20 protein-coding genes and 2 pseudogenes are annotated in these 23,926 nt (G+C 32.1%); 18 read left to right on the forward strand and 4 right to left on the reverse strand.

The annotated features are described in order from the left end of the window. Window positions 1-180: 180 nt before the first annotated feature. Complete coding sequence (locus GFJ36_RS13040) at window positions 181-393, reverse strand: hypothetical protein (RefSeq protein WP_000033155.1); 213 nt, start codon at window positions 391-393, stop codon at window positions 181-183. 480 nt (window positions 394-873) lie between these two features. Between GFJ36_RS13040 and GFJ36_RS13045 the strand changes: the two genes are divergently transcribed. From GFJ36_RS13045 to GFJ36_RS13075, 7 genes and pseudogenes are all read left to right on the forward strand, one after another. Then, window positions 874-1,512, forward strand: a complete 639-nt coding sequence (locus GFJ36_RS13045) for a TetR/AcrR family transcriptional regulator (RefSeq protein WP_097891217.1) — start codon at window positions 874-876, stop codon at window positions 1,510-1,512. Window positions 1,513-1,567: 55 nt separating this feature from the next. Further along, window positions 1,568-2,818, forward strand: a complete 1,251-nt coding sequence (locus tag GFJ36_RS13050; protein WP_097891215.1) for an MFS transporter — start codon at window positions 1,568-1,570, stop codon at window positions 2,816-2,818. 6 nt (window positions 2,819-2,824) lie between these two features. Next, window positions 2,825-5,164, forward strand: a pseudogene (locus GFJ36_RS13055) (ABC transporter permease). Window positions 5,165-5,173: 9 nt separating this feature from the next. Beyond that, complete coding sequence (locus tag GFJ36_RS13060; protein ID WP_087986181.1) at window positions 5,174-5,935, forward strand: ABC transporter ATP-binding protein; 762 nt, start codon at window positions 5,174-5,176, stop codon at window positions 5,933-5,935. A 99-nt stretch (window positions 5,936-6,034) separates the two neighbouring features. Continuing rightward, window positions 6,035-6,745 (forward strand): class I SAM-dependent methyltransferase, encoded by a 711-nt coding sequence (locus GFJ36_RS13065; RefSeq protein ID WP_087986180.1) that lies wholly within the window; start codon window positions 6,035-6,037, stop codon window positions 6,743-6,745. Between the two features lie 120 nt (window positions 6,746-6,865). Then, entirely contained in the window at window positions 6,866-7,273 is a 408-nt protein-coding gene (locus tag GFJ36_RS13070; RefSeq protein ID WP_087986179.1) for a VOC family protein, read from the forward strand. A 301-nt stretch (window positions 7,274-7,574) separates the two neighbouring features. Further along, window positions 7,575-8,357 carry a class I SAM-dependent methyltransferase gene (locus tag GFJ36_RS13075; RefSeq protein WP_087986178.1) on the forward strand — a complete coding sequence of 261 codons (783 nt, stop codon included), beginning with the start codon at window positions 7,575-7,577 and terminating at the stop codon, window positions 8,355-8,357. A 176-nt stretch (window positions 8,358-8,533) separates the two neighbouring features. Here the strand turns inward: GFJ36_RS13075 and GFJ36_RS13080 are convergent, their stop codons facing one another. After that, a complete protein-coding gene (locus GFJ36_RS13080; RefSeq protein WP_087986177.1) occupies window positions 8,534-10,219 on the reverse strand; it encodes an alpha-keto acid decarboxylase family protein in 1,686 nt (561 codons plus the stop codon). A 107-nt stretch (window positions 10,220-10,326) separates the two neighbouring features. On the opposite strand from GFJ36_RS13080, the gene GFJ36_RS13085 reads away from it, so the two are divergent. The 5 genes from GFJ36_RS13085 (at window position 10,327) to spoIISB (ending at window position 13,130) form a co-directional block, all read left to right on the forward strand. Then, window positions 10,327-10,809: a MarR family winged helix-turn-helix transcriptional regulator gene (locus tag GFJ36_RS13085; RefSeq protein ID WP_087986176.1), complete on the forward strand. Its 483-nt coding sequence runs from the start codon at window positions 10,327-10,329 to the stop codon at window positions 10,807-10,809. A gap of 167 nt (window positions 10,810-10,976) precedes the next feature. Further along, a complete protein-coding gene (gene gpmA, locus GFJ36_RS13090; RefSeq protein ID WP_087986175.1) occupies window positions 10,977-11,714 on the forward strand; it encodes a 2,3-diphosphoglycerate-dependent phosphoglycerate mutase in 738 nt (245 codons plus the stop codon). 188 nt (window positions 11,715-11,902) lie between these two features. Then, window positions 11,903-12,640: a type II toxin-antitoxin system SpoIISA family toxin gene (locus GFJ36_RS13095; protein ID WP_074650800.1), complete on the forward strand. Its 738-nt coding sequence runs from the start codon at window positions 11,903-11,905 to the stop codon at window positions 12,638-12,640. 112 nt (window positions 12,641-12,752) lie between these two features. Then, window positions 12,753-12,878, forward strand: a complete 126-nt coding sequence (locus GFJ36_RS13100; protein ID WP_000588712.1) for a hypothetical protein — start codon at window positions 12,753-12,755, stop codon at window positions 12,876-12,878. 75 nt (window positions 12,879-12,953) lie between these two features. Continuing rightward, window positions 12,954-13,130, forward strand: a complete 177-nt coding sequence (gene spoIISB / locus GFJ36_RS13105) for a stage II sporulation protein SB (protein ID WP_000852620.1) — start codon at window positions 12,954-12,956, stop codon at window positions 13,128-13,130. 18 nt (window positions 13,131-13,148) lie between these two features. On the opposite strand, the pseudogene GFJ36_RS13110 reads toward spoIISB, so the two are convergent. Beyond that, window positions 13,149-13,513: pseudogene (locus tag GFJ36_RS13110) on the reverse strand (YxeA family protein). Between the two features lie 216 nt (window positions 13,514-13,729). On the opposite strand from GFJ36_RS13110, the gene pepD reads away from it, so the two are divergent. Next, entirely contained in the window at window positions 13,730-15,199 is a 1,470-nt protein-coding gene (gene pepD / locus GFJ36_RS13115; protein WP_087986173.1) for a beta-Ala-His dipeptidase, read from the forward strand. Between the two features lie 588 nt (window positions 15,200-15,787). Here the strand turns inward: pepD and GFJ36_RS13120 are convergent. Then, entirely contained in the window at window positions 15,788-16,258 is a 471-nt protein-coding gene (locus tag GFJ36_RS13120) for a DUF5065 family protein (protein ID WP_087986172.1), read from the reverse strand. A 453-nt stretch (window positions 16,259-16,711) separates the two neighbouring features. On the opposite strand from GFJ36_RS13120, the gene GFJ36_RS13125 reads away from it, so the two are divergent. From GFJ36_RS13125 to GFJ36_RS13145, 5 genes are all read left to right on the forward strand, one after another. After that, the gene (locus GFJ36_RS13125) at window positions 16,712-17,371 is read left to right on the forward strand and encodes a CatB-related O-acetyltransferase (RefSeq protein WP_087986171.1); all 660 of its coding nucleotides are present in this window, start codon (window positions 16,712-16,714) and stop codon (window positions 17,369-17,371) included. A gap of 316 nt (window positions 17,372-17,687) precedes the next feature. Then, on the forward strand, window positions 17,688-19,001 hold the full coding sequence (locus GFJ36_RS13130) for a D-alanyl-D-alanine carboxypeptidase family protein (protein WP_087986170.1): 1,314 nt from the start codon (window positions 17,688-17,690) through the stop codon (window positions 18,999-19,001). A 502-nt stretch (window positions 19,002-19,503) separates the two neighbouring features. Further along, a complete protein-coding gene (locus tag GFJ36_RS13135; protein ID WP_097891211.1) occupies window positions 19,504-20,652 on the forward strand; it encodes an acyltransferase family protein in 1,149 nt (382 codons plus the stop codon). A 358-nt stretch (window positions 20,653-21,010) separates the two neighbouring features. Then, a complete protein-coding gene (locus GFJ36_RS13140) occupies window positions 21,011-21,601 on the forward strand; it encodes an SGNH/GDSL hydrolase family protein (RefSeq protein ID WP_141542856.1) in 591 nt (196 codons plus the stop codon). Window positions 21,602-22,668: 1,067 nt separating this feature from the next. Continuing rightward, window positions 22,669-23,922, forward strand: a complete 1,254-nt coding sequence (locus GFJ36_RS13145; protein WP_000858613.1) for an MFS transporter — start codon at window positions 22,669-22,671, stop codon at window positions 23,920-23,922. The last annotated feature ends 4 nt before the right edge of the window (window positions 23,923-23,926 follow it).

Below are 23,926 nucleotides of genomic sequence, written 5' to 3' on the forward strand. Positions count from 1 at the left end.
ACTATTTCAATTTATAAAGAAAGGAACACAGAATATTATATGTGCGTGTAGTCAATTGAGTTCGTTTTTTACAAACAAAGAGCAGCTAGAAAAAGCTAACTGCTCAATACAAGGAGATACAGGGAAAACTACTTTAAATGAGATTTGGCATACAGCCTACATACAGTATTGACCGAATATTTATTTTAAATCCAATTTATTTAAAGTAAACATCCCAACAGATAAAATGGCTGCACCTGCCGCAGAACCTAACCAGTCTCTCCAGCCTAATGAATTTAAAGGCGTATCTGTTAAATCCATAATTAAGAAGATAGCAAACATTAATACACCAAATGCTAAGCATCCCCAAAATGTTTGCAGATATTTAATCATCTTCTTTCGGAACTTGCTCATATAAATCACCCATTATTAATGTTTTGTATTTTTATAAAAAAATTATTGCATATATGAAAATTAAAAGTACGAAATATGTAATATTGCATATTTAACAAAATAATCCATTCATAAGTAAATAGATCGAACAGAGGGGAACCGTATCGTATGAATTAATTGTCATTTTTTGAAGTCATCGATGAAAAGGAGATGCGTAGACTTGTGGTAAAGGAGCTGAAAAAATACAAAGTATTGTGCGTCTGAATGAAGAATCAAGAAAAATAGGATCAAGCGGGGGCATCGTTCTTTTCCTAAAATGAAAGGTGACGATAAGAAACATGAGATATGTTTTAAATAAATTGAACGGACGTTAAAAAATAAAAGTTTATAAAGGAAATAGAAAGTAAGATGTTGTATATGTACGATAACAGGAAACTTTTTACTAACTAAGCATATAATTTAAATAGACTGACAGTCGGTCTGATAGGAAGGAGAACATGAATGCGAATTGTAAAGGAGTATGAGGAGCGAAGAAAGGAAATTTTAGAAACTGCTGAACGTTTATTTATTACGAAAGGTTATACGAAAACAACAGTAAATGACATTTTAAAAGAGATAGGGATAGCAAAGGGGACGTTTTATCACTACTTTAAGTCGAAAGAAGAAGTAATGGATGAGATCATTATGAGGGTCATTAAAGATGATGTTGCTAAAGCGAAAGTAATTGTCTCTAATCCAAATATCCCAGTTTTAGAAAAGTTATTTCGAGTTTTAATGGAGCAATCACCAAAATCAGGAGATGTAAAAGATAAAATGATTGAACAATTTCATCAACCAAATAATGCGGAAATGCATCAAAAAAGTATAGTGCAATCTATTATTCATTTATCTCCTGTTTTAGCAGAGATTTTAGAACAAGGAATCGATGAAGGTGTATTTTCTACACCATACCCACAAGAAACGATTGAATTATTACTCTCTTCAGCACAAGTCATATTTGATGAAGGTTTATTCCAGTGGGAGCCGGAAGAAATGATGAGAAGAGCGAAAGCTTATATTAATATGATGGAAGCATCTGTTGGAGCGAAAGAAGGATCCTTTAATTATATGCTGGAAGTTTTAACTAAACAGAAATCGTGATTTCTGTTTAATTATTACAGACCGACAGTCGGTCAAAATTCAACTGAAGGGCGTGATGAACATGCCAGCAAGTATAAAATCTTCTATGAAAGATTTTCACTTAATGGTGAGTGGGCAAATAATTACTATTTTAGGATCAATACTTTTACGTTTTGCTCTGTCTTTATATGTATTAGATATAACAGGGCGTGCTGATATATTCGCTGGATTATATGCGGTAACGAGTATTCCATTTTTGTTAGCTCCTCTTGGCGGAGCGATAGCAGATCGTTTCAATCGCCGCAATTTAATGGTCATTTTTGATTTTATAAACGCTGCGATTGTATTAAGCTTTATAGTTTTATTATTTACTGGATCGGTATCTATTATATTAATTGGAACTATTATGTTTTTACTTGCAGTCATTAGTGCAATGTACTCACCAGTTGTAATGGCGAGTATTCCGCAATTAGTTCCAGAGAAAAAGTTAGAACAAGCGAACGGTATCGTAAATGGTGTGCAAGCATTATCTAGCATAGTTGCTCCTGTATTAGGAGGAATATTGTACGGCATAATTGGTTTGAAAATGCTCGTAATAATAAGTTGCTTCGCTTTCTTTTTATCTGCGATTTTGGAAATGTTTATTACAATACCTTATATAAAAAGAACACAAGAAAGCCATATCATACCGACAATTGTAAAGGATATGAAAGAAGGGTTTATATACGTTTTAAAACAACCATTTATTTTGAAATCTATGCTTTTAGCGGCATTACTAAATTTAATACTAACACCGCTATTTGTAGTTGGTGCTCCAATTATTATACGTGTAACAATGGAAAGTAGTGACACTTTGTATGGAATTGGAATGGGATTGATTGATTTTGCTACTATATTAGGTGCGTTATCTATAGGTTATTTTGCGAAAAAGATACAGATGAAAACATTGTATTACTGGATACTTTTAATAGCATTATTAGTAATACCTATGGCACTATCCGTTACACCATTTATTCTTAATTTAGGACACTATCCATCATTTATCCTCTTTATCCTCTCTTCAATTCTAATTGCAATGATCATGACAATTGTATCTATTTATGTCATTACAGTAGTTCAAAAGAAAACACCAAATGAAAACCTAGGGAAAATAATGGCAATTATAACAGCGGTATCTCAATGTATGGCACCAATCGGGCAAGTCATTTATGGTTTTATGTTCGAAGGATTCAGTATGAAAATTTATTTACCTATATTCGCTATTAGTTTCATAATGATAATAATAGCGATAGTGACGAAGAAAATATTATGGAATGAGGGGAACTAGCTTAATATGATTAGGAGAATGTTAAAAAGAGATTTCTCTCAAAATAAAATGATGATTACCATCTTATTTATGTTTATCATGTTATCAAGCCTTTTAATGGCAAGTGCTTCAAGTAACGTTATTAATCTATTGAACTCGATGGATCAATTGTTTAAAGCATCAAATGCACCGCACTTCGTACAAATGCATGCCGGAGAAATAAATCAAAAGTCAATCGATTCATTTGTAGCGAAAACTCCTTTTGTAAAAAAACAGCAAACGGCTGAGATGGTTCAAATAGGCGGGTCTAACATTTTTATAAAGAAGAAAAATCAAGCGGAACATAATAGTGTAATGGACATTAGCTTCGTTAAACAAAATAGTAATTTTGACTTTTTATTAGATTTAAATAATGAAGTGATCGATGTTAGAAAAGGAGAAATAGGTGTACCAATTTATTATATGCAAAAATATAATTTGCGAATTGGAGATAAAATATGGGTTGTTAAAAATAATAATGAACTAGCATTGACTATTTCGGCATTTGTTCGTGATGTTCAAATGAACCCATCACTTGTTAGTTCAAAACGATTTGTAATAAGCGATGAAGACTTCGAAAGAATATAGGGGAATTTTGGAGAAAGTGAATATCTTATTGAATTCCAGCTAACAGATGTAAATAAAATAAATGAATTTGAAAATCTATACCAGTCATCGAACTTACCTCAAAAAGGTCCCTCTATTACGTTTTCACTCTTTAAAACACTCAATTCATTAACAGATGGAATAATAGCTGCAGTACTTATCATAATAAGTGCATTATTAATGTTAATCGCAATTTTATGTATAAGATTTACGATTATGACTTCTATGGAAGAAGATTATCGGGAAATTGGTGTTATGAAAGCTATCGGCATTACAAGCAAAGAAATCCAAACATTATATGTAACAAAATATGTTGTTATTGCTGCTAGCGGGTGTATATGTGGATATATTCTTTCATTATTTGTTACAAAAATATTTACCGCTAATATCTCACTTTATATGGGAACAGCAAATACAAGTGTTTTACATTTTATTGTAACATTAATAGTCACAACTCTGTTATTTCTAGCTGTTATCCTTTTCTGTCGTATTATTTTGCGGAATTTCAGGAGAATTACAGCAATAGACGCTTTACAATCAAGAGATAATCTAGGAAAGGGGAAGGTGAAAAGTTCTTTTTCTCTCTCTCAAACTAAAATTATAAATGTAAATATATTTATTGGTATACAAGATGTCGTAAAACGCTTTAAGTTATATCGCGTATTAAGTATCGTTTTAATCATAGCTGTGTTCATCATTGTTGTACCTGTTAACTTTTTGTATACGATTCAGTCACCGAAGTTTGTAAATTATATGGGAACAGGAAAGAGTGACATTCGAATAGATATACAGCAATCTGAAAATATAGAGAAACGATTTAAGGACGTTATTTCATATATACGAAATGATGAAGAAGTAGAAAAATATGCAACATTTGTTACGAGTACATTTAAAATAGTAAACGCTGATGGTACACATGAAAACTTAAATGTAGAAATGGGAGACTTCACTAAATTCCCATTAGACTATATTCAAGGCATGGCATCAAAAAATGAAGATGAAATTGCTCTTTCGTATATGAACGCAAATGAATTAAAAAAGAATGTAGGGGATGAAATCGTTTTATTTGTAGAAGGAAAAGAAAAAGCACTAACTATTAGTGGTATATATCAAGATGTAACGAATGGTGGGAAAACAGCTAAAGCGAGCTTCTCTTATAATAGCGAAAATATATTATGGTATGTAGTAAACGTAGATATGAAGCCTACTGTGAATTTACAAGAAAAAGTGAAGGAGTATAAGCATAATTTTAGTTTTGCAAAAATAACAGATACAGATGATTATTTAACGCAAACTTTAGGAGAGACAATTAAACAATTAAGACTCGTGACGCAAGTGGCAATTTTGATTGCTATATTGATATCAGTTTTAATTACTGCGATGTTTTTTAAAATGTTATTGGCAAAAGACTCTTCACAAATATTAATTATGAAAAGTATTGGTTTTTCTAACAAAGATATTCGTATACAGTATATAACTCGTTCTATTGTCATTGTATTAATAGGCATTGTAATAGGGACATTACTAGCTGCTACGTTTGGTGAAATGTTAGTAAGTTGGTTAGGCTCATTTATGGGAGCGGCTCATATAAAGTTTGCCGTAAACCCTATCGTTTCTTATGTAATATGTCCAGCTATTTTATTTATATCTGTGACTGCAACAATACTTTTCAGTAGTTTTAATATGAAACAAACAGATGATTTAAAACGAAGTGGAGAGTAGGGGTGTAACGTGAAAAAAATTTTAGAAGTAAAGCAATTAAACAAAACATATTCAATAGATGGAAATACAAAATATCACGTGCTAAAAAATATAGATTTAGAGATTTATGAAGGAGAATTTATATCGGTCATGGGCCCTTCTGGTTCTGGGAAATCAACGTTATTATATAATATTAGTGGAATGGATCAAATGTCATCAGGAAGTGTGAAAATTGATAGTAAAGAAATATCATGTATGAAAGAAGAAGCGTTAGCCAAATTGCGCCTTACTGAAATAGGATTTATTTTTCAGCAGAGCAACCTTCTAAGAAACTTGAATCTATTTGATAATATCATCTTGTCAGCATATTTAGCGAAATGCGAGAGTAAGGAAACAGTAAATCAACGTGCTCTGGAGCTAATGAGGAAAATGGGGATAAGTGATATAGCGTCTCATTATATAACCGAAGCATCTGGAGGCCAATTACAAAGAGTTTCTATTTGTAGAGCGCTTATCAATAATCCAAATGTTATTTTTGCTGATGAGCCAACTGGTGCTCTAAATTTAAAATCAACAGAAGAGGTAATGCAAATATTACTAAATATTAATCGTGATGGAACTACTATTATGTTAGTGACTCATGATGTAAAGGTAGCAGCGAAAACAGAAAGAGTTCTTTTTATGTTGGATGGAGAAATTGTTAGCGAAATTCAATTAGGTAAGCTTAGGAATAATGAGTTGAAAGTGCGAGAAGAGAATCTATTAAAATGGTTAGCTGTACTTGGATTTTAAAGATAAAAACTCCTATTAAATGTAGGAGCTTTTTCTTTGCCTGAAAGTTCTAGAAGATATATAATAATTTTCTGACTATTTGAATTTGGAGGAATACAAATGAAAAATGAAACGTTGCACACGCAAGAAGATATTATTAAAATGCTTGATTCATTATTAAGACCAGCAGAGCCATTTTGGAATGAATTTTATGAGAATAGGAAAAAGGATGTTCCGTTCTTTGAAAATGTTCCAGATGAGAATCTAGTTTCGTATATAGAAACAGGATGGGTTTCCAAAGGGAAAGTGTTGGAACTTGGATGTGGTCCAGGAAGAAATGCAATTTATTTAGCGAATGAAGGATTTGAAGTAACAGCAGTGGATTTATCGATAGAGGGCATTAATTGGGCGAAAGAGAGAGCGTTAGCAAAAGGAATAGAAATCGATTTTATTTGTGATTCGATTTTTAATTTAGATTGTCAAAATGATTTTGATTTTGTGTACGATTCAGGCTGTTTACATCATATTCCACCACATAGAAGGATACATTATGTGGATTTAATTAAAAAATCATTGAAACCGGGTGGTTATTTTGGATTAACATGTTTTGCAGCAGGCGATTTAGATGAGCGAAATGGATCAGAAATAACGGATTGGGACGTATATAGAGGGTGGAGTCTACAAGGTGGACTTGCATATTCTGAAGAAAAATTAAGAGAGATATTTAAAGAATTTGAAGTGATTGAAATTAGAAAGATGAAGCAAATTGACCAACCAAATACTATGTTTGGAGAATCATTTCTTTGGACAGCATTATTTAAGAAGAAATAAACAGGGATTTAATTGACAAACTCATCTTTTTTATAGACAATACATTTATAAGAATGTACGTTCGGTTCCGGCTGGCCGATGTATGTTTTACATAAATACATAACAAGGGGCGGTCTCTATATGAGTAACACAAATCAAAAAATCACTACGTTTTTAATGTTCGAAGGTAATGCTGAGGAGGCGATGAATTTTTACACGTCACTATTCGATCAATCAGAAATTGTAAATATCTCTCGTTACGATGAAAATGGACCTGGTAAAGAGGGTTCTGTCATTCATGCAACTTTTACGCTAAATGGGCAAGAGTTCATGTGCATCGATAGTTATGTAAATCATAATTTTACATTTACACCAGCTATGTCTCTTTATGTAACTTGTGATACGGAAGAAGAAATTGAAACTGTCTTTCATAAACTAGCCCAAGATGGAGCAGTACTTATGCCTTTAGGTGCTTATCCGTTTAGTAAAAAATTTGGCTGGTTAAATGATAAATATGGTGTGTCTTGGCAGTTAACGCTTGCTGAATAAAAAATGTAATTTATTTGTTTAATGGGTTTAGTTCAGAGGGTGAAAATTTAAATAATATATAAAAAGGTGTTCCAACCGTCAACAGGTTTGGAATGCCTTTTTATATGTAATTGATTTGCTTAAATGAATTTATATTTTTTCTATTTAGAATATTTTATTTTTCTTACTACTTTTTATCTGTTAATATAAATATAGAAAAATATGTATTAATTATTGGTTAGGTTAATAGAAAAAGGAAAGCATAAATAGTAAATGATCTTACACTTAAAATGTAACAAGATAGCTAGGGGGAATAGTTATAATGGATACAACTCAACAAAACAGTAATGCATGGGATAAAAAGGTTGAAGAAGGTTCTAGATATACGCAACCTGTAAGTAGCGAGGTTATTGAAAGAAGTAAATCAGGCGAATGGGAAATCACAGTCACCACAGAAAAATCAGTTCCTAGAGATTGGTTTCCAAAGTCATTAGAGGGATTAAAGATACTGTGCTTAGCATCAGGTGGAGGGCAACAAGCACCGATTCTAGCTGCTGCTGGGGCGGATGTAACAGTTACTGATATATCAAGAAAGCAGTTGGAACAAGATAAAAAGGTGGCAGAACGGGATGGGTTAACTTTAAAAACAGTTCAAGGAGATATGTCAGACCTTAGTGATTTTGAAGATGAATATTTTGATATTGTCGTAAATCCCGTTTCTAATTTGTTTGTAAAAGATGTTCATCTTGTATGGAATGAGGTATCAAGGGTACTAAAGAATAGAGGTATTCTTATTTCAGGATTTACAAATCCGTTACTATGGATTTTTGATGACAATCAAGAGCAAAAGGGTATACTTGATGTTAAACATTCAATACCATCATCAACACTAGATTATTTACCAGAGAATGAAGTTCAAGAGTATGTGAATTCTAATCAAACAATAGAATATGCACATACTCTTGAAGACCAAATTCAAGGTCAAGTTGAAGCTGGTTTAGTTATAACTGGTTTTTTTGAGGATGATTTTGGTGGAACTAGAATATTAGATAAGTATATTAAAACTTTTATTGCTACAAGAGCTGTAAAGTTAAAGCTAGATTGAAAGTTTTTACTTGTTATACTGGGGTTAGTTGAAGAATGGTCTTAAAAATAGTGAAAGTTCAATATATATCAAAAAGGATGGCACTTGCCATCCTTTTCCTTGTGTATTTTGAGTATATAAACAAGTTTCATATCTCTTAGTTGAAGTTGTCATTATTTATAGTTACTCTTTTCTTTTTAAGAATTTTGCTTGCCGAATCTTTCACCGAGTTTAGCTAACAATTCAGGCTGGTCCCCTTGACTCATTACAACTTCAATAAAGATAAGCTGATTCTTATTTAAAATTATATTAGTTAAGACTTCTGCTAACTCTGTTTCATTTTCCACTTTACATGTTAGGCTTTTTTCTTCTAATCCGAATGTGTTTGCTAATTTCGTGTAATCCCACATTTGTATGTCATTATACGGTTGATTTTCGCCGTGAATTGCACGTTCAACAGTGTATCCATTGTTATTAATTAAAAATATAATCGGTTTTAAATTTTGACGAAGTATAGTCGATAACTCTTGAACAGTTAATTGGAAAGAACCATCACCAATAATTAAAATATTACGTCGCGATAAATCAGCGAGCTGTGTACCGAGTAGAGCAGGTAATGTATAACCAATTGATCCCCATAATGGTTGTGCTACATATGTAGTGTTATTTGGTAAAGGGATAGCAGCACTACCGAAGAAAGGTGTTCCTTGCTCAGCAATTAAAACATCGTTTTCTTGTAAGAAATGGTATATTTGTTGCCAAAAACGTTTTTGTGTAACCATTTGAGCTTTTGGATTGAACTCTTCTGTCATAGATAGTAATTCTGAAATAAAGGGCTTAATTTCAAGTGTTTCCTCGTTGCGATGTTCGATTAAATCACTTAACTGTTGTAAAACATCTTTCATTACAACGGGTCCATATTTTTTATCTATAATTTTCACAGTGTAGGGATGGATTTCTATAACTTGCTCTTTCATAAAGCCTTGTGTAAAGCCACCAGTAATAGTATCAGTTAATTTCACGCCAATACTAATAATACAGTCAGATTCATCAATTCTTTTTCGTAAGTATGGAGAACTAACATCACCAGTATAAATTCCTATAAATTGAGGGTGTTGTTCAGGGAATATTCCTTTTCCCATACTTAATGTTGCGATAGGAAACCCAGTTTTTTCTACGAATTGATGCAAATATTCTTCCGCATGAAAACGAGCCACTTCAAAATCAGCTAAAATGACTGGTTTTTTGGCACTGTTTATTTTTGAAGTCGCATGTAGAAGCATTTTATCCAACGCATCTTTATTACTTAGAACTGGTTTATGTAAAATTGGTTCTGTAGGTTTATTAATTGGTTTATTATACACATCAATCGGTAATTGAATATGAACAGGGCGTTTCTCACTCCAACATGCACGTAACACACGATCGATTTCTTCAGCGGCATGCTCAGGTGTTAATTTTGATTGTGCCACCGTGATTTCTCTATACATATTGGAAAAATGATCGAACTTTCCATCACCTAACGTATGATGAACGAGTGCTCCATTTTCCATTACTGTTGTTGGTGGTGTCCCCGTGATTTTTATAACAGGTACGTTTTCTGCGTATGACCCAGCAACACCGTTAAGGGCGCTTAATTCTCCAACGCCAAAGGTGGTAATAAGAGCTGCAATTCCTTTTATACGAGCATATCCATCAGCAGTATATGCCGCATTTAATTCATTACAATTACCAATCCACTTTAGCTTTTCATGTGCTAGTACGTCATCTAAAAAAGCCAAATTATAATCACCAGGAACACCAAATATATGCTCAATTCCTAATTCGCTTAGTCGATCTAATAAATATGTACTTACAGTATATTGCGATTTCAAATGAATCATCTCCTAATTGTGCAATGTATATTTCAATAAATTAAAGAAGTTCTGATGTGTTCGTTAAAATATTCAATACTAGATTGTGTTATAATTTACATACAGGGGGAAAGTAGATGACACAACATAAAGAAGAACAGATGAATGAAGCATTAGCATTATTTTACTTTGCATATAAAACATTTACTGAAAAGCCAGATGAAATTATAAAAGAGTATGGCATACAACGAGTACATCACCGAATTTTATTTTTTATCGCACGATTTCCAGGGATAAGTGTAAATGAGTTATTATCACTGTTAGAAATAAGTAAACAAGCTCTTCACGGACCACTACGACAACTTGTGGAAAAAGGCTTAATTGAGAGTAATGAAGCTACACATGATCGCCGTGTGAAACAGTTATCTTTAACAGAAATAGGTGTAGATTTAGAGAAAAAATTGAGCGATGTTCAAAGACAACAGATGAGTGCTATTTTTTCAAAATTTGGTGAATCGTGTGAAGAAAATTGGCATCAAGTTATGAATGAAATGGCAAATAGTCGATCAGGTTTTGATGCTTGGATATCAAAACGAGCAGTTGTAATCAATCAGAAATAATAAGAAATATATCTGTTTTTATAGTTTGAAAAAGAACAAATTTTATCCATACATTTGGCAACTATGGATTGGTCATAGAGTGAATGGATAAAAAGATACATTACTAGATACTTTATACGTGTACGCAATGGAACAATAAAATTCACATTTCCGAGAGGGGAATTATTATGATAAAACTTGTACTTATTCGTCACGGACAAAGTTTATGGAATCTTGAAAATCGCTTTACAGGATGGACAGATGTAGATTTATCAGAGAATGGATTAAGTGAAGCGAGAGAAGCAGGAGCGATATTAAAGAAAAATGGATATACTTTTGATGTCGCGTGTACGTCTGTATTAAAACGAGCAATCCGGACGTTATGGATTGTACTTCATGAGATGGATCTTGCTTGGGTACCAGTACATAAATCTTGGAAGCTAAATGAAAGACATTACGGTGCATTGCAAGGGTTGAATAAAGATGAAACTGCGAAAAAGTATGGTGAGGAGCAAGTTCATATTTGGAGAAGAAGTATTGATGTAAGACCACCTGCTCTTACTGAGGATGATCCTAGATATGAAATGAATGATCCAAAATATAAAGCACTTAAAAAAGGTGAGTTTCCATTGACTGAATGTTTAGTGGATACGGAGAAAAGAGTACTTGATTATTGGCATTCAGAAATCGCGCCATCATTAAAAAGTGGTGAAAAGGTAATTATTTCATCACACGGTAATACGATTCGTTCGCTAGTGAAATACTTAGATAACCTTTCAAGCGATGGTGTTGTTTCATTAAATATTCCAACGAGCATTCCACTCGTTTATGAATTAGACGATGATTTACGTCCGATTCGTCATTATTACTTAAGTATGGACGGAGAAGTACCAAAAGGGGAAATTCCGAAACATATTTCTTTTTAACATGAAAATTTGAAACGCATGCTTGTCTACATATACAATGTAGATTCATGATAAAAGACGTGGTACCTTCTAATGTATATGCGATATTGCTAAATTTAGAAGCTTGTCCACGTCTTTTGTCATAAAGAGGGCTGCTTGTGCATGTAATGATATCGTGAGTAGTTTTTGAATGGAGGGTGATGTCATTGGTGATCTCTAACATTCGAATCGGCTTATTTATTTTAGCAATCGTTTTTCTCGTTCTTGTGTTCTTTTACTGGAGAAACGAAGAGTTGTACGAGGAGAAAAAGCAACGTATTAGAAAGACTTGGTATGGGTTGTTTATAATATCAGTCACCGTGTATTTCATGATAAAAGGAATTGATTTAACCCTCTGGAAAAACCTTTTAATGTTCACTGCAATGGTTATTTTCGTTGATATCGCATTTATTTTAACACCTAATATTTCCGAAATATGGGGAGCGAAATTTAGCGATATTGGCAAGACTGTTCAATCGATAAAACGGTCTTTAATTGCTTCTAAAGCAAGAGGGGAAATATATACAACAATTATTCAAAATGTCAATCCAGCAATGTTCGGTACAATGGAATGGCATACGGAAGAAGAGTATACAAAAAGCTTAAACGCATTTTTAGATTCGTATGGGGAAAAGATTGGTGCGAAAATTGTTGTATTTGAAGCGGCAAAGGAATTAAATACTAACTTTCGCGGTATCCGTTCTCAATTTAGTATTATCGTTCCGTTTGAACACATTGAGCAGTTGAATGAGCAGAAAGCGGTACAAGTAGAAAATGTCGGCATTATACCAGCAAAAACTGTGAGTGATGTTTTCATTGTTATTGATGGGAAGAAAAATAATCTGCAAGATCGAGATTTTGAAAATGTATATAATTTAACAATACATCATAGTTATTTTAGTAAATAAGGACAGGATTTTCTTCTGTCCTTTTCACTTATACATAAAGGTAAAGCGAATTTAGACAAACTTGTATAAAATCGGACAATCATTCCTACACTAGCACGTAGAGGTGATTGTAGTGATAAAAGATTATGACAATGATTTTTTTAAAGAAGATAATGAAGATACAACAGATTTCTCGTTAATAAAAGGAGATACATTACAGCAAGTAGAAGAGTTAGAAGAAGAATTAAAAAGAAAATGATACTTGTACATGCTGCGTACATTTGCGATATAATATAAATAGAAGGTTGTATCTTTTTGAAAAGGGGGAGAAGAGATGGCTGAAGTAAATGTACAAAAGTCTTCATTTTTTAAAGAAAAAAAAGAAGAACCAAATACAGATTTCTCTCTTGTGAAAGGTGCGTTAACGGAAAATATAAATCGTTTAGAGAAACTGATGAATAATAGCAGTTCAAAATATATACGAGTGAAAAAAACAAAAGAAAATGCATAGAGCATTTTCTTTTGTTTTTTATTTAGCATTTAACTGTTCCTTTACTTTTGCAGGTAAGTCAGCTTCCTGAACCTCTTCATATGACTTTACTTCAATTGATGATATTTCATTTTTGCTCTTATCATCTTGATCTACATAAAGGCGTAAAAATGCATTTTCATTTAATTTATGATCATTTGATGTTTTTTTACTCCGTCTTCGTCATAAGCAGGCAATGTGTAGTTTCTTAAGTTTTTACCTTCAACTTTTTCGATAGTTCCTTCGCCTTGTATCTGTACGTAATATACATCTTTACCAATTCGATTTAATGATGCTCTTTCACATCCAATAGTAAAACTAGAAAATAATAAACATAGTGTAATAATCGCTAAAAACCTTTTCATTTTCTTTATCTCCTTCAATTTGTTTCTTTACACAGTATACGGCTATTATGAAATGAGAAAAATCGATTTAGATTACAACCCCCTTACAATGTTGTAAGAGTGTTGTCCATAAAATGAACAATATATTAAAAAGTTAAAAGAAAGGTAAAATAATGAATCATGGTATAATGATAAAAGACTTACATATTATTTTGTCATTTTGAGAGGAGCTTAAAAATGTATTCTACTTTAGAACAATTAACAAAGCACCCTGTATTTTATCATTTTGCAGAAATTTCAAAGATTCCTAGAGGATCGGGTAATGAAAAAGAAATTAGTGATTATTTAGTGGGCTTTGCAAAAGAGCGTAATTTAGAAGTGATTCAAGATGAAGCAATGAATGTCATTATTAAAAAAGAAGCAACTGCTGGCTATGAAAATGTACCAGCTATTATCATTCAAGGTCATATGGATATGGTGTGTGAAAAAAATCAAGCAACCGTACATGATTTTGAAAAAGATCCAATTGAATTACGAATCATTGGGGACATGTTATATGCAAGTCAAACGACTTTAGGTGCTGATAATGGTATTGCAGTTGCGTATGCAATGGCTTTATTAGATTCAAAAGATATTCCGCATCCAGCACTTGAAGTAGTTATTACTACTGAAGAAGAAACAACAATGGGTGGGGCTTTCGCTGTTGATGCAAATCACTTTGATGGTAAGATTTTTATAAATATTGATTCTGAAGAAGATCATAAATTACTTGTAAGTAGCGCAGGTGGTGCGAAAGCTGTTGAAACAATTCCAGTAATATGGGATGAAGCGCCAGCTAATACGAATGCATACCGTCTATATGTTGGTGGTCTAAAAGGCGGACATTCTGGTATGGAAATTGATAAACAACGTGGTAATGCAAACAAAGTATTAGGACGAGTATTACGTGATTTATCAGCAAATATTCAATTTGGTATAAGTGAAGTTCACGGCGGATTAAAAACAAATGCAATTCCGCGTGAAAGTGTAGCTACAATTGTATTACGTACAGAAGATGTAGAGAAAGTAGAAGAAAAACTAGAATCTTGGACTACAGTATTACAAGAAGAAATGCGTGCTGTTGATCCAGATGTTCATGTTACAATTACAAAATTGGATGAAAAAGTAGAAAAAGTATTTGCTAAAGAGACACAAAAGCAACTTATTTCATCATTATTCTTAATTCCAAACGGCATTCAAAGTATGAGCATGGATATTAAAGGTCTAGTAGAAAGTTCAACAAATTTAGGCGTTATTGAAACGTTGCAAAATGAAATTAAATTACGTAACGAAGTGAGAAGTTCTGTAAGTAGTTTAAAACAACATGTTGCAGATGAGATTAAATGTATTGCCGAATTAGTTGGTGCAACATTTGAAATAGAGTCAGAGTATCCAGAATGGCCATACAATCCGAATTCACAAATTCGTAATTTATTTGAAAAAGTACATCAAGAAAAATACAATAAAGATGTTGAAATCTTTGCTGTACATGCAGGAATCGAATGTAGTGTATTCGTTCAAAAGATGCCTGAATTAGATGCAATTTCATTCGGTCCAGATATATTTAATGTTCACACTCCAGATGAACATATTAGTATTTCTTCTGTTGTGAATAACTGGGGCTTCTTCGTTGATGTAATGAAGGGTACGAAGGAATTGGCTAAATAATAGTAATGAAATGAAAAGTAGCCTATAAAACTTTATAGGCTACTTTTTGTATAGCGTTTTATTAGAAATTCATTTTTACGTTAGTATTTAATTCTTGCTTTTATTTCTCGAGGAGATTGTACCAAAGGCTGCTCCAGTTATTGCTCCGATTAAAGTCATAAAAATTGCACCCCATGCTGCAAATGACATCTTTACACCTCCAAATAATCAATTATTGTTTCTTAGACTTTTGAATAGAAATGCTAATTGCGACAACTATTAAGAAAATAAGAGGAGACCAAGAAAAGAAAGACATGTAATATTCTCCTTCCAATATTAATTTTAGACCTTTATATAAATAAATTATCGCATGTTTAAAGAATGAACATATAGAATATGCAATATTGCATATCGAATTGTAGGGCATAAAGAAGTGAAAACGGTTCGTGAATAAAAATGCTAATTTATAAAGAAAGTAAGGATTTTTTCTAACCTTAAAAAGGGCAGACAATCAAAAAGCTCTCTACCTTATATAAGGCAGAGAGCTTTTAAAATAGTTTTTGTCTAATAACAATGGTATCCAATATTTATTGGTGAGATAAACGTAAATTATTTTGAGATTTTAAAACTGCCTCCATAATAATAATTTTCTCCAAGTTTCATAACAGCTACATATGTTCCAGGATTATAAGCCTTAGTAATAGGTGTTACAAATCTACCATAATTATGTTTCAAACCCGAGTCATAAATGGTTTTATATCTATGCAAGTTTATTTCATCATTTTCATTTCCACTCAATTGATATATTTTTACAATACCAGTATCTTTACCACCAGTAAATATAGTAACATTGAATGTATCTCCATGTTTTAAGTCACCAACTGCTAACTCTTCTATAAAATCTGCATTATGATGTAATAAAAAATAGCTTTGCCACCGCCAATTATCTGAATATCGTGATTCTTTTTGTGTAAGTTGCGATTCAGCAGACACAGGTGGGAGTGTAGCAATTGTATTCGAAAATAAAAATCCTCCAACAGTTAATGCACCAATAATTGTTGATTGCCTTAAAAGTTTCATGTTCTAAACCTCCTATTTACTTAAGGATTCAGAAATCGTTTTTGTGAAAAACTAGCTGTGAAATCTAATGGATGATAATATCTTCTATAATCATATTAACATTTATTGATTTATCAGACAAATTAAAATGTAATAGGACTATATCGAGGAAGTTACGGCTAATACAGGAAAGAAGTTAGATGTATAGTTAAGAAATCTTTATCATATGTAATTGGGATTTGTTATTTGAAAACTCGATTGTTTTAATGTTAAATTTCAATTCACACTTTAAGTTTTAGTACATAATTTTACAATTTGACTTATGTAATTTAACACGTTATGATTTTTTTATTATAACAGAAAGGCTTGAATATAATGATTCGTCGTTTGAGAAAGCTAAAAAATGTAGCAGTCGTATTAAGCTTCTAAGTGAATTACAAAGATCTACAATACTTAGAAGCGAGGAATAAAGTTATGAAGCATCCATTATATAATCATTGGTCAGAAACGAGGTATTTAAAAGATATAGTAACAAATCCACTCATTGAAGTAGGAGAGTACTCCTATTATTCAGGGTATTATAGTCATCAAAATTTTGAAGATGGCTGTGTAAGGTATTTGTGGGGGGATGCTAAGTCCCAAGCACTGTTCAATCCAATTGAACAGATGGGATGGCATCTTGATAAACTCATTATTGGGAATTATGTTTGCATTGCAAGTGGAGTAGTCATTTTAATGGGTGGTAATCATAATCATCACTCCGAATGGATTACAGTATATCCATTCGCTGAGCAAATTGAACAATCATATGAAGCGAAGGGCGATACAGTCATTAAAAGTGATGCTTGGATTGGAATGAATGCAATAATAATGCCTGGCGTTACTATTGGTGAAGGAGCAATTGTTGCTGCAGGATCTGTCGTAAGTAAAGATGTTCCGCCGTATACAATAGTTGGTGGAAATCCTGCTAAGGAAATAAAGAAACGATTCACTGATATAGAGATAAATATATTAATGGAAATGCGTTGGTTTGATTGGGATAGGAAATTGATTGAGAAGGCAATCCCGCTGTTATCTAGTCCATCCATCGAACCATTATTTGCTTTTTATAAAAATCAAGTGAAAAATAAATAAATCAGTTAGAAAAACTACATCCAGTATAGGATGTAGTTTTTTATTTTTTGTAAATGTGGAACAAATGTATTACTTATATTGTCTATTAAGTGTAACCCTAAAAAATATGAAAGTACGAATCATTTTGAAAAATACAAAGGTATTAAAAAGAGGGATATGTGTGGGAATACTATGTGTCAGTGTGTCTAAAAGGGTTTCTATATGAAAGTGGTCCTAATGTCTTATATGTATATAGAATTTGATAACGCTGTCTATTTTTTGAAGGGTTATGTTAGAACAACGTTTTTTGAGTACAAAAATATTGGAGGTAACAGAAGTGAAAGATATGTTTTGCAAGGGATTTATTACAATAGTAACAGTGCTTACACTATTTTGTAGCATGGTCGTTACATTTGGAAGAACATCAGCGGAAACAATTCCTGCTATAGACGTTGAAGCAGGATCAGCAATTTTAATAGAAGCAAATTCCGGAAAAATTTTATATGAAAAAAATGCAGATGAATCATTGGCAATTGCTAGTATGACAAAAATGATGAGCGAATACTTAGTTCATGAAGCGGTGGATAAAGGAAAACTTAAATGGGATCAAAAAGTTAAAATCTCTGAATATGCACATAAGATTTCGCAAGATCGTTCATTATCAAATGTTCCATTAGAAAATGGTGGCTCTTATACGGTAAAAGAGTTATATGAGGCAATGGCAATTTACTCTGCAAATGGTGCAACAATTGCTTTAGTTGAACAGATTGCTGGCAAAGAGATCAATTTTGTAAAAATGATGAACGATAAGTCGAAAGAGTTTGGAATGAAAGATTATAAGTTTGTAAACTCTACAGGCTTAACAAATCAAGATTTAAAAGGATATCACCTAGAAGGGACGACTCTAGACGAGAAAAATAAAATGTCTGCAAGGGATTGTGCAATTTTAGCACAACGTCTTATTCAAGATTTTCCCCAAATATTAAATACAGCAAAAATTCCTAAAAAAACATTCCAAGAGGGTGGTAAATATCCAATTGATATGGCGAACTTTAACTGGATGTTAAAAGGTTTAATTAAGCAATATGAAGGTGTAGATGGTTTGAAAACAGGAACGACTCCAGAAGCGGGAGATTGTTTCACTGGTACAGTAGAAAGAAACGGTATGCGCCTAATTTCTGTAGTGATAAAAGCAAAATCTCATACGGCACGTTTTGATGAAACAAAGAAATTATACGATTATGGATTTGCGAATTTTGAAGTGAAGAATGTCTACGGAAAAGATTCAGTAGTAAAAGGACATGAAACAGTTCGAGTGGCAAATGCAAAAGACAAAGATGTAGTAGTTCAAACGAAGCAAGCTGTTTCACTTCCAATGCCGAAGGGCAACAAAGACATTTATAAAAAAGAATTTAAAGTATTGAATACGGAACAAGAAGCGCCTATTAAAAAAGGTGTAACAATTAGTAAGATGATTATCTCGCCTAAAGATAGTACAGATCCTGGGTTCTTATCAGGTAAATCATTACAAGTAGACCTTGTAACAAAATCTGATATAGAACAAGCGAATTGGTTTACACGTTTTATGCGTAACATAGGATCTTTTTTTAGCGGTATGTGGGATAGTACGGTTGATATAGTAAAAAGCTAATTTTATAGTTTGAAACAAACAGTTTCAAAGTATTATAGATTTTTATGTGGACGGCTTGGAATTAAAGATTGCATTGATTTACAAATTTGGTCCTCCGGAATTTTTGGTATTGCTATTAAGCTAAAATAAATTTGTATCTATATAATCAAAAAGGATGGCGTTTATTATGAATCTTTCGATTTAAAGGATTCTGGTGCAAGGTTAGTTTAATAAAGTTACATGATGAAAAACCACCCATTATTCCATCAAATGACAATAAAAAAATAATATCCGGTAAGTATTTCTGTAATTAGATTTTATCCCGCATTAACGGGCAGTAAGACTCCACTGATTAAAGTTTCACTTTATAAAAATTTAATAAAATCTTTTCTTTGTATTAAATATTTTGTTTTAAATTATGTATATAAAGAAATGGAGGTCAAATTAACTTTGTACTGCTTATATTAGGAATTTAAAGAAAGAATATGTACAATTCTCCCACTACATTTGCATAGTGGCCTTTATGAAAAGAAAAATCTACAATTTACAAGGAGAACATTTTATGAGTAAGAGAATAAAAGAATTAGATTCCATACGAGGGTTAGCGGCACTTACTGTGGTATTTGGACATTTTTGTTTAATGCTACCATCGTTGCCTAATTCTATTAAATTTTCCCCGCTTAGGTTTTTATGGGCGGGTGGGGAAGCTGTTATCGTTTTTTATATACTAAGTGGTTTTGTGTTATCTATGGCACTTTATCATTCAAAAACAAATTATTGGGGATATTTAATTAAGAGATTTGTAAGAATCTATATTCCTTATTATTTTTGGATAATCGTTACCTTTGTTTTATTTATTTTATTTTCGCCATATGAAGTGGTAGGACTACGGGATTGGTTCTATGATAGGTGGCAAGGGTCTATAACAAAATTAGATATTATAAACCACTTTGTGCTTCTTAATAACTTTTTTACGGAAAATTATAATCCAGTTATTTGGTCATTGGCTCAAGAAATGCGTATATCTATTGTGTTTCCTTTGTTATTCCTTCTTTTTTATAAACTGAATTGGAAGAAAACGATACTATTTGCTTTGAGCTTTTCTTTAATTAGTGTTTTTCTTAATATGTTGCATATTGGGAAAGCTGAAGGATTTTATAATGGTTATGCCGATACACTGCATTTTACATCTATGTTTATGGTTGGAATGTTACTTTTTAAGCATCAGGAAAAACTTATCTACTCATATAGGAATATGAAAATATTTAAAAAAGGATTTCTTATTGCCTTAGGAATTATTCTATATTTATATTCCATTTTAATTTATGGTTTTTCCCGTAATGATACTACTTTCTTATTAAAAGATTGGGGTGTCGTAATGGGGGTTAGTATATTTATTATAATGGTTATGAGTAACCTAAAAGTAAAAATACTTTTAAATAAGAGTGTGTTTGTATACTTAGGAGAAATTTCATACAGTATCTATTTGTGTCATTTTCCAATCATGATGGTACTATTTAAACTTTTGTATACAAAGATACCTATCTTTTTCCTTCTTACTTTGTGCATTACAATGACACTACTTTTTTCTATAGTTTCGTATCATTTAATCGAAAAGAAATGTATCAACTGGGCAAAACAAAGAACTTCAAATTTTTTGAAAAAAGTATAATACCTAGAGGGATTATATCCCGCTATTTGCCGCACAGTAAGATCCCTTCACTTCAAAATTCAGCGAGAGCAAAGAAGTTAGGTGGGAAATTAACTGTCCGTAAAAGCCCAATTGGTTCAACTAATAATCAGTGAGGGATGAAGAAAACCTCTACTGATTAAAGTTTAACTTCATTTCTTTAGTAAATATATGAATATGACCGATTCCTAAGTATACTTAGGAATCGGTCAATTTTGGATTCTAAATGTCAATATAGTAAAGTGGAATATAATTGAAATCGAAAACCACTTAGAAATAACAATTACGGTGTGAGCTATTGTATAGTATAGATATGGTTAATAATAAAGGGGGAATACATATGTGGAAGCGATTTGTAGCAATTGGTGATAGTTTTACAGAGGGGATAGGGGATCAAGTTGAGGGAATTGCATTAAAAAGCTGGGTAGATCATTTTGTTCAACTGTGTGAAAACGATATAGAATATGCCAATTTTGCAAAGCGTGGGTTAGTAACTAAAGAAATTCGCTCGCAGCAATTGGAAAAGGCGTTAACTTTTAATCCAGATTTGGTTAGTCTCATTGCAGGGGCAAACGATGTTTTAAAAGGACGTTGGAATCATGATGCATATAAGAATGATATGGAATTTATGATAGATACATTAAGTAAAGCAGGGGCGGATATTATTATAGCAAACCTTCCAGATTTTACAGTTAGGCTTCCTTTTGCTTCTGAAAAAAAACAAGTAATAAAAGAACAATTATTAGAGGCAAATGAAGTTGTACATTCACTGAGCAGAGAGTATAAGCTTCATCATGTTGATTTTTGGAATCATCATTTAGTTAACGACAATACGCTTTGGTCTAAGGATTTAATTCATCCAAACTCAAAAGGATATGTAAAAGTTGCTGAATTAATTTTTAGTAGTTTGCCTGTACAGAAAACAAAATAATAGTTTGCAATGTAACGAATATGATATTAAGTGTATGAAGCTATGTTTTTTAGTAAATGGAAAGAACTAAACATTTAGCAAACAAAGCGTTTCTGCGATATATTTCTACAGTAGTGCACAAATAAAGAATCACAAAGAAAGATCACTTATGGAAATAGGTGGTCTTTAAATGGTTTTATAACTAAATTAGTATATACTGTATTACTAACAGTTTCATACTACATAAAAATTAAGTTCTCTTATAGAAAAAATGATTTTATATTATCTTAAAATACAATAACATGTTCAAATGATTTTTTGGGTATGTATCCTAATTGTGAATGATGTGTAATTTTTTTTGAAGTATAAATATCCAATAAATAAAATAGGTAGTAGGTGCAGAAGTATTAATACTATATTATTCAATTCTTGTTATGAGTACATTAGTGATTAGTAATATTATATTTTTATGATCAACTTTAGTTATTGGAATTAATTTGCATAGAAAATATGTAGGATAAGAAAAAATAAATATACTTTATTGTATATTTGTTTTTTTGTTTAGTAGGATTTATAGTCTCCATAAACTATTATATTAATAAAATTAAAAAAACTTAATTCTTGATATCCTTATGGCTAAAGCCATCTATAAAATGACAATATAACTAAATAATTGTTTGGTATGATTTGTGGATTTAGCTTTTTATCCGAATTTTCTGATTCAAATATTTCAACTTTATGAATATAGTAGGTGAAATATTTGTGTGATAGTATTTGAGATAGAAAAAAGCCAACTTTAAAAAGGATGTGAATTGAATGTGCAAACGACTGTAAAGGGTTATATTAAGGCAACGTTTAGCTGTTATTAGTGTAAGGTAAAGATATATTTTGTAACAGTTGATATAAAAATGAAGAAATAGGTACGCTTTCGTTTGTCTGATTATTTTAAATATATGAAAAACAAGATTGGTTTGAGTTTTGACGAAATTAAATTCTAGGTGAGATGTCAATAATGATTAATTAGGTTTAATAAAGAGGTACCTTATACGCAAAAGCGTTTATATTAGTAACCTAAGGAGCTTGCTTTTATGAAAACTACTGATTCAAAAGGCCTATTAGGAAATAGGGTTTATTTACAAGTTTTCTCTGCCTATTCATTGCTTATGCTTGGTGTTTTTATTGATATGTTAGCGATTATGACTATAGTTGGGTTTGAATGGGAAGTAGATCCTACTATGATTGGATTGATTCCTGTTGCATATGCACTTCCAGGAATTATTTTTGGCTCATGGGCGGGTGTTATTGCAGATCGTTTTAGAAAAATTCCAATTATGATGTTCTGTAATCTAATGGTTGGTCTAATAACGATTGCTCTTTTATTTGTACAAGATATCCACTGGCTCTTAGTGGCATTAATGATTCGTTCCATTTTTATTGTTTTCTATTATCCTGCACAGCAAACACTAACAAGACAGATTGTCTCTCCGGATTTGCTTACTAAAGCAGTAAGTATCAACGGAATAGTAGAGCAGGGTACCAAAATAGTTGGCCCACTTATAGGGGGCATGTTGCTGAGCTGGTTTCAACCAGAGTTCTGCCTCATTATAAGAGCTATAAGTTGTTTATTAGCTACCTTAGTTCTGATACCCACAATAAAATTTAAAGAAACTATATCGAAAGAATTTGTTGAAAAGCAAAAACAAAGTACTTGGACCGCTTGGGTACAAGGGTGGGGTTATGTGTTATCTAATCGGATAATATTATCAACTATGATTTTCGTTACAATAGCCATGGCAGTATTACAATTAGTAGACTCACAATTCCCAACTTTATTTAAGAGCTTATTCCCACATGATAAAAGTAAAATGGGATATATCATTTCTATTATTGGTCTTGGCGGAATACTTGGTGCATTACTAACTCAGAAATTAAAACAATTTCAATATGGCTGGGTAGTATGTGGAGGTATGGTTTTAATGGGAATTGGTTTTGGGGGGATTGGTTTGATAACGCCCGGTACGGTCTTCGTTTTGGCCTATTTAATTAGTTTTATCGCTGGTATTGGAAGTGGGCTGATGCTTGTATCTAATCAAGTCATTTTACAAATAGAATCCGATCAAGATCAAGTAGGAAGAGTATTTGGTATTCAAAGCAGTTTAACAAACGCAGTTTTAATTATTTCTCCTGCTATGAGTGGCCCATTAGTGCATTTGTTCGGAGTAACTCAACTCTATGTTTATGGAGGGATTGGGCTTGTTATCATTGGAGTAATTGGAGTTTCACTGCAGAAATATTTATGGGCTAAACATAAACACGAACCTATAAGAGCAAATAATTTTTGAAGGG

This window comes from Bacillus sp. EE-W1, assembly GCF_009760835.1.
Lineage (GTDB): Bacteria > Bacillota > Bacilli > Bacillales > Bacillaceae_G > Bacillus_A > Bacillus_A wiedmannii.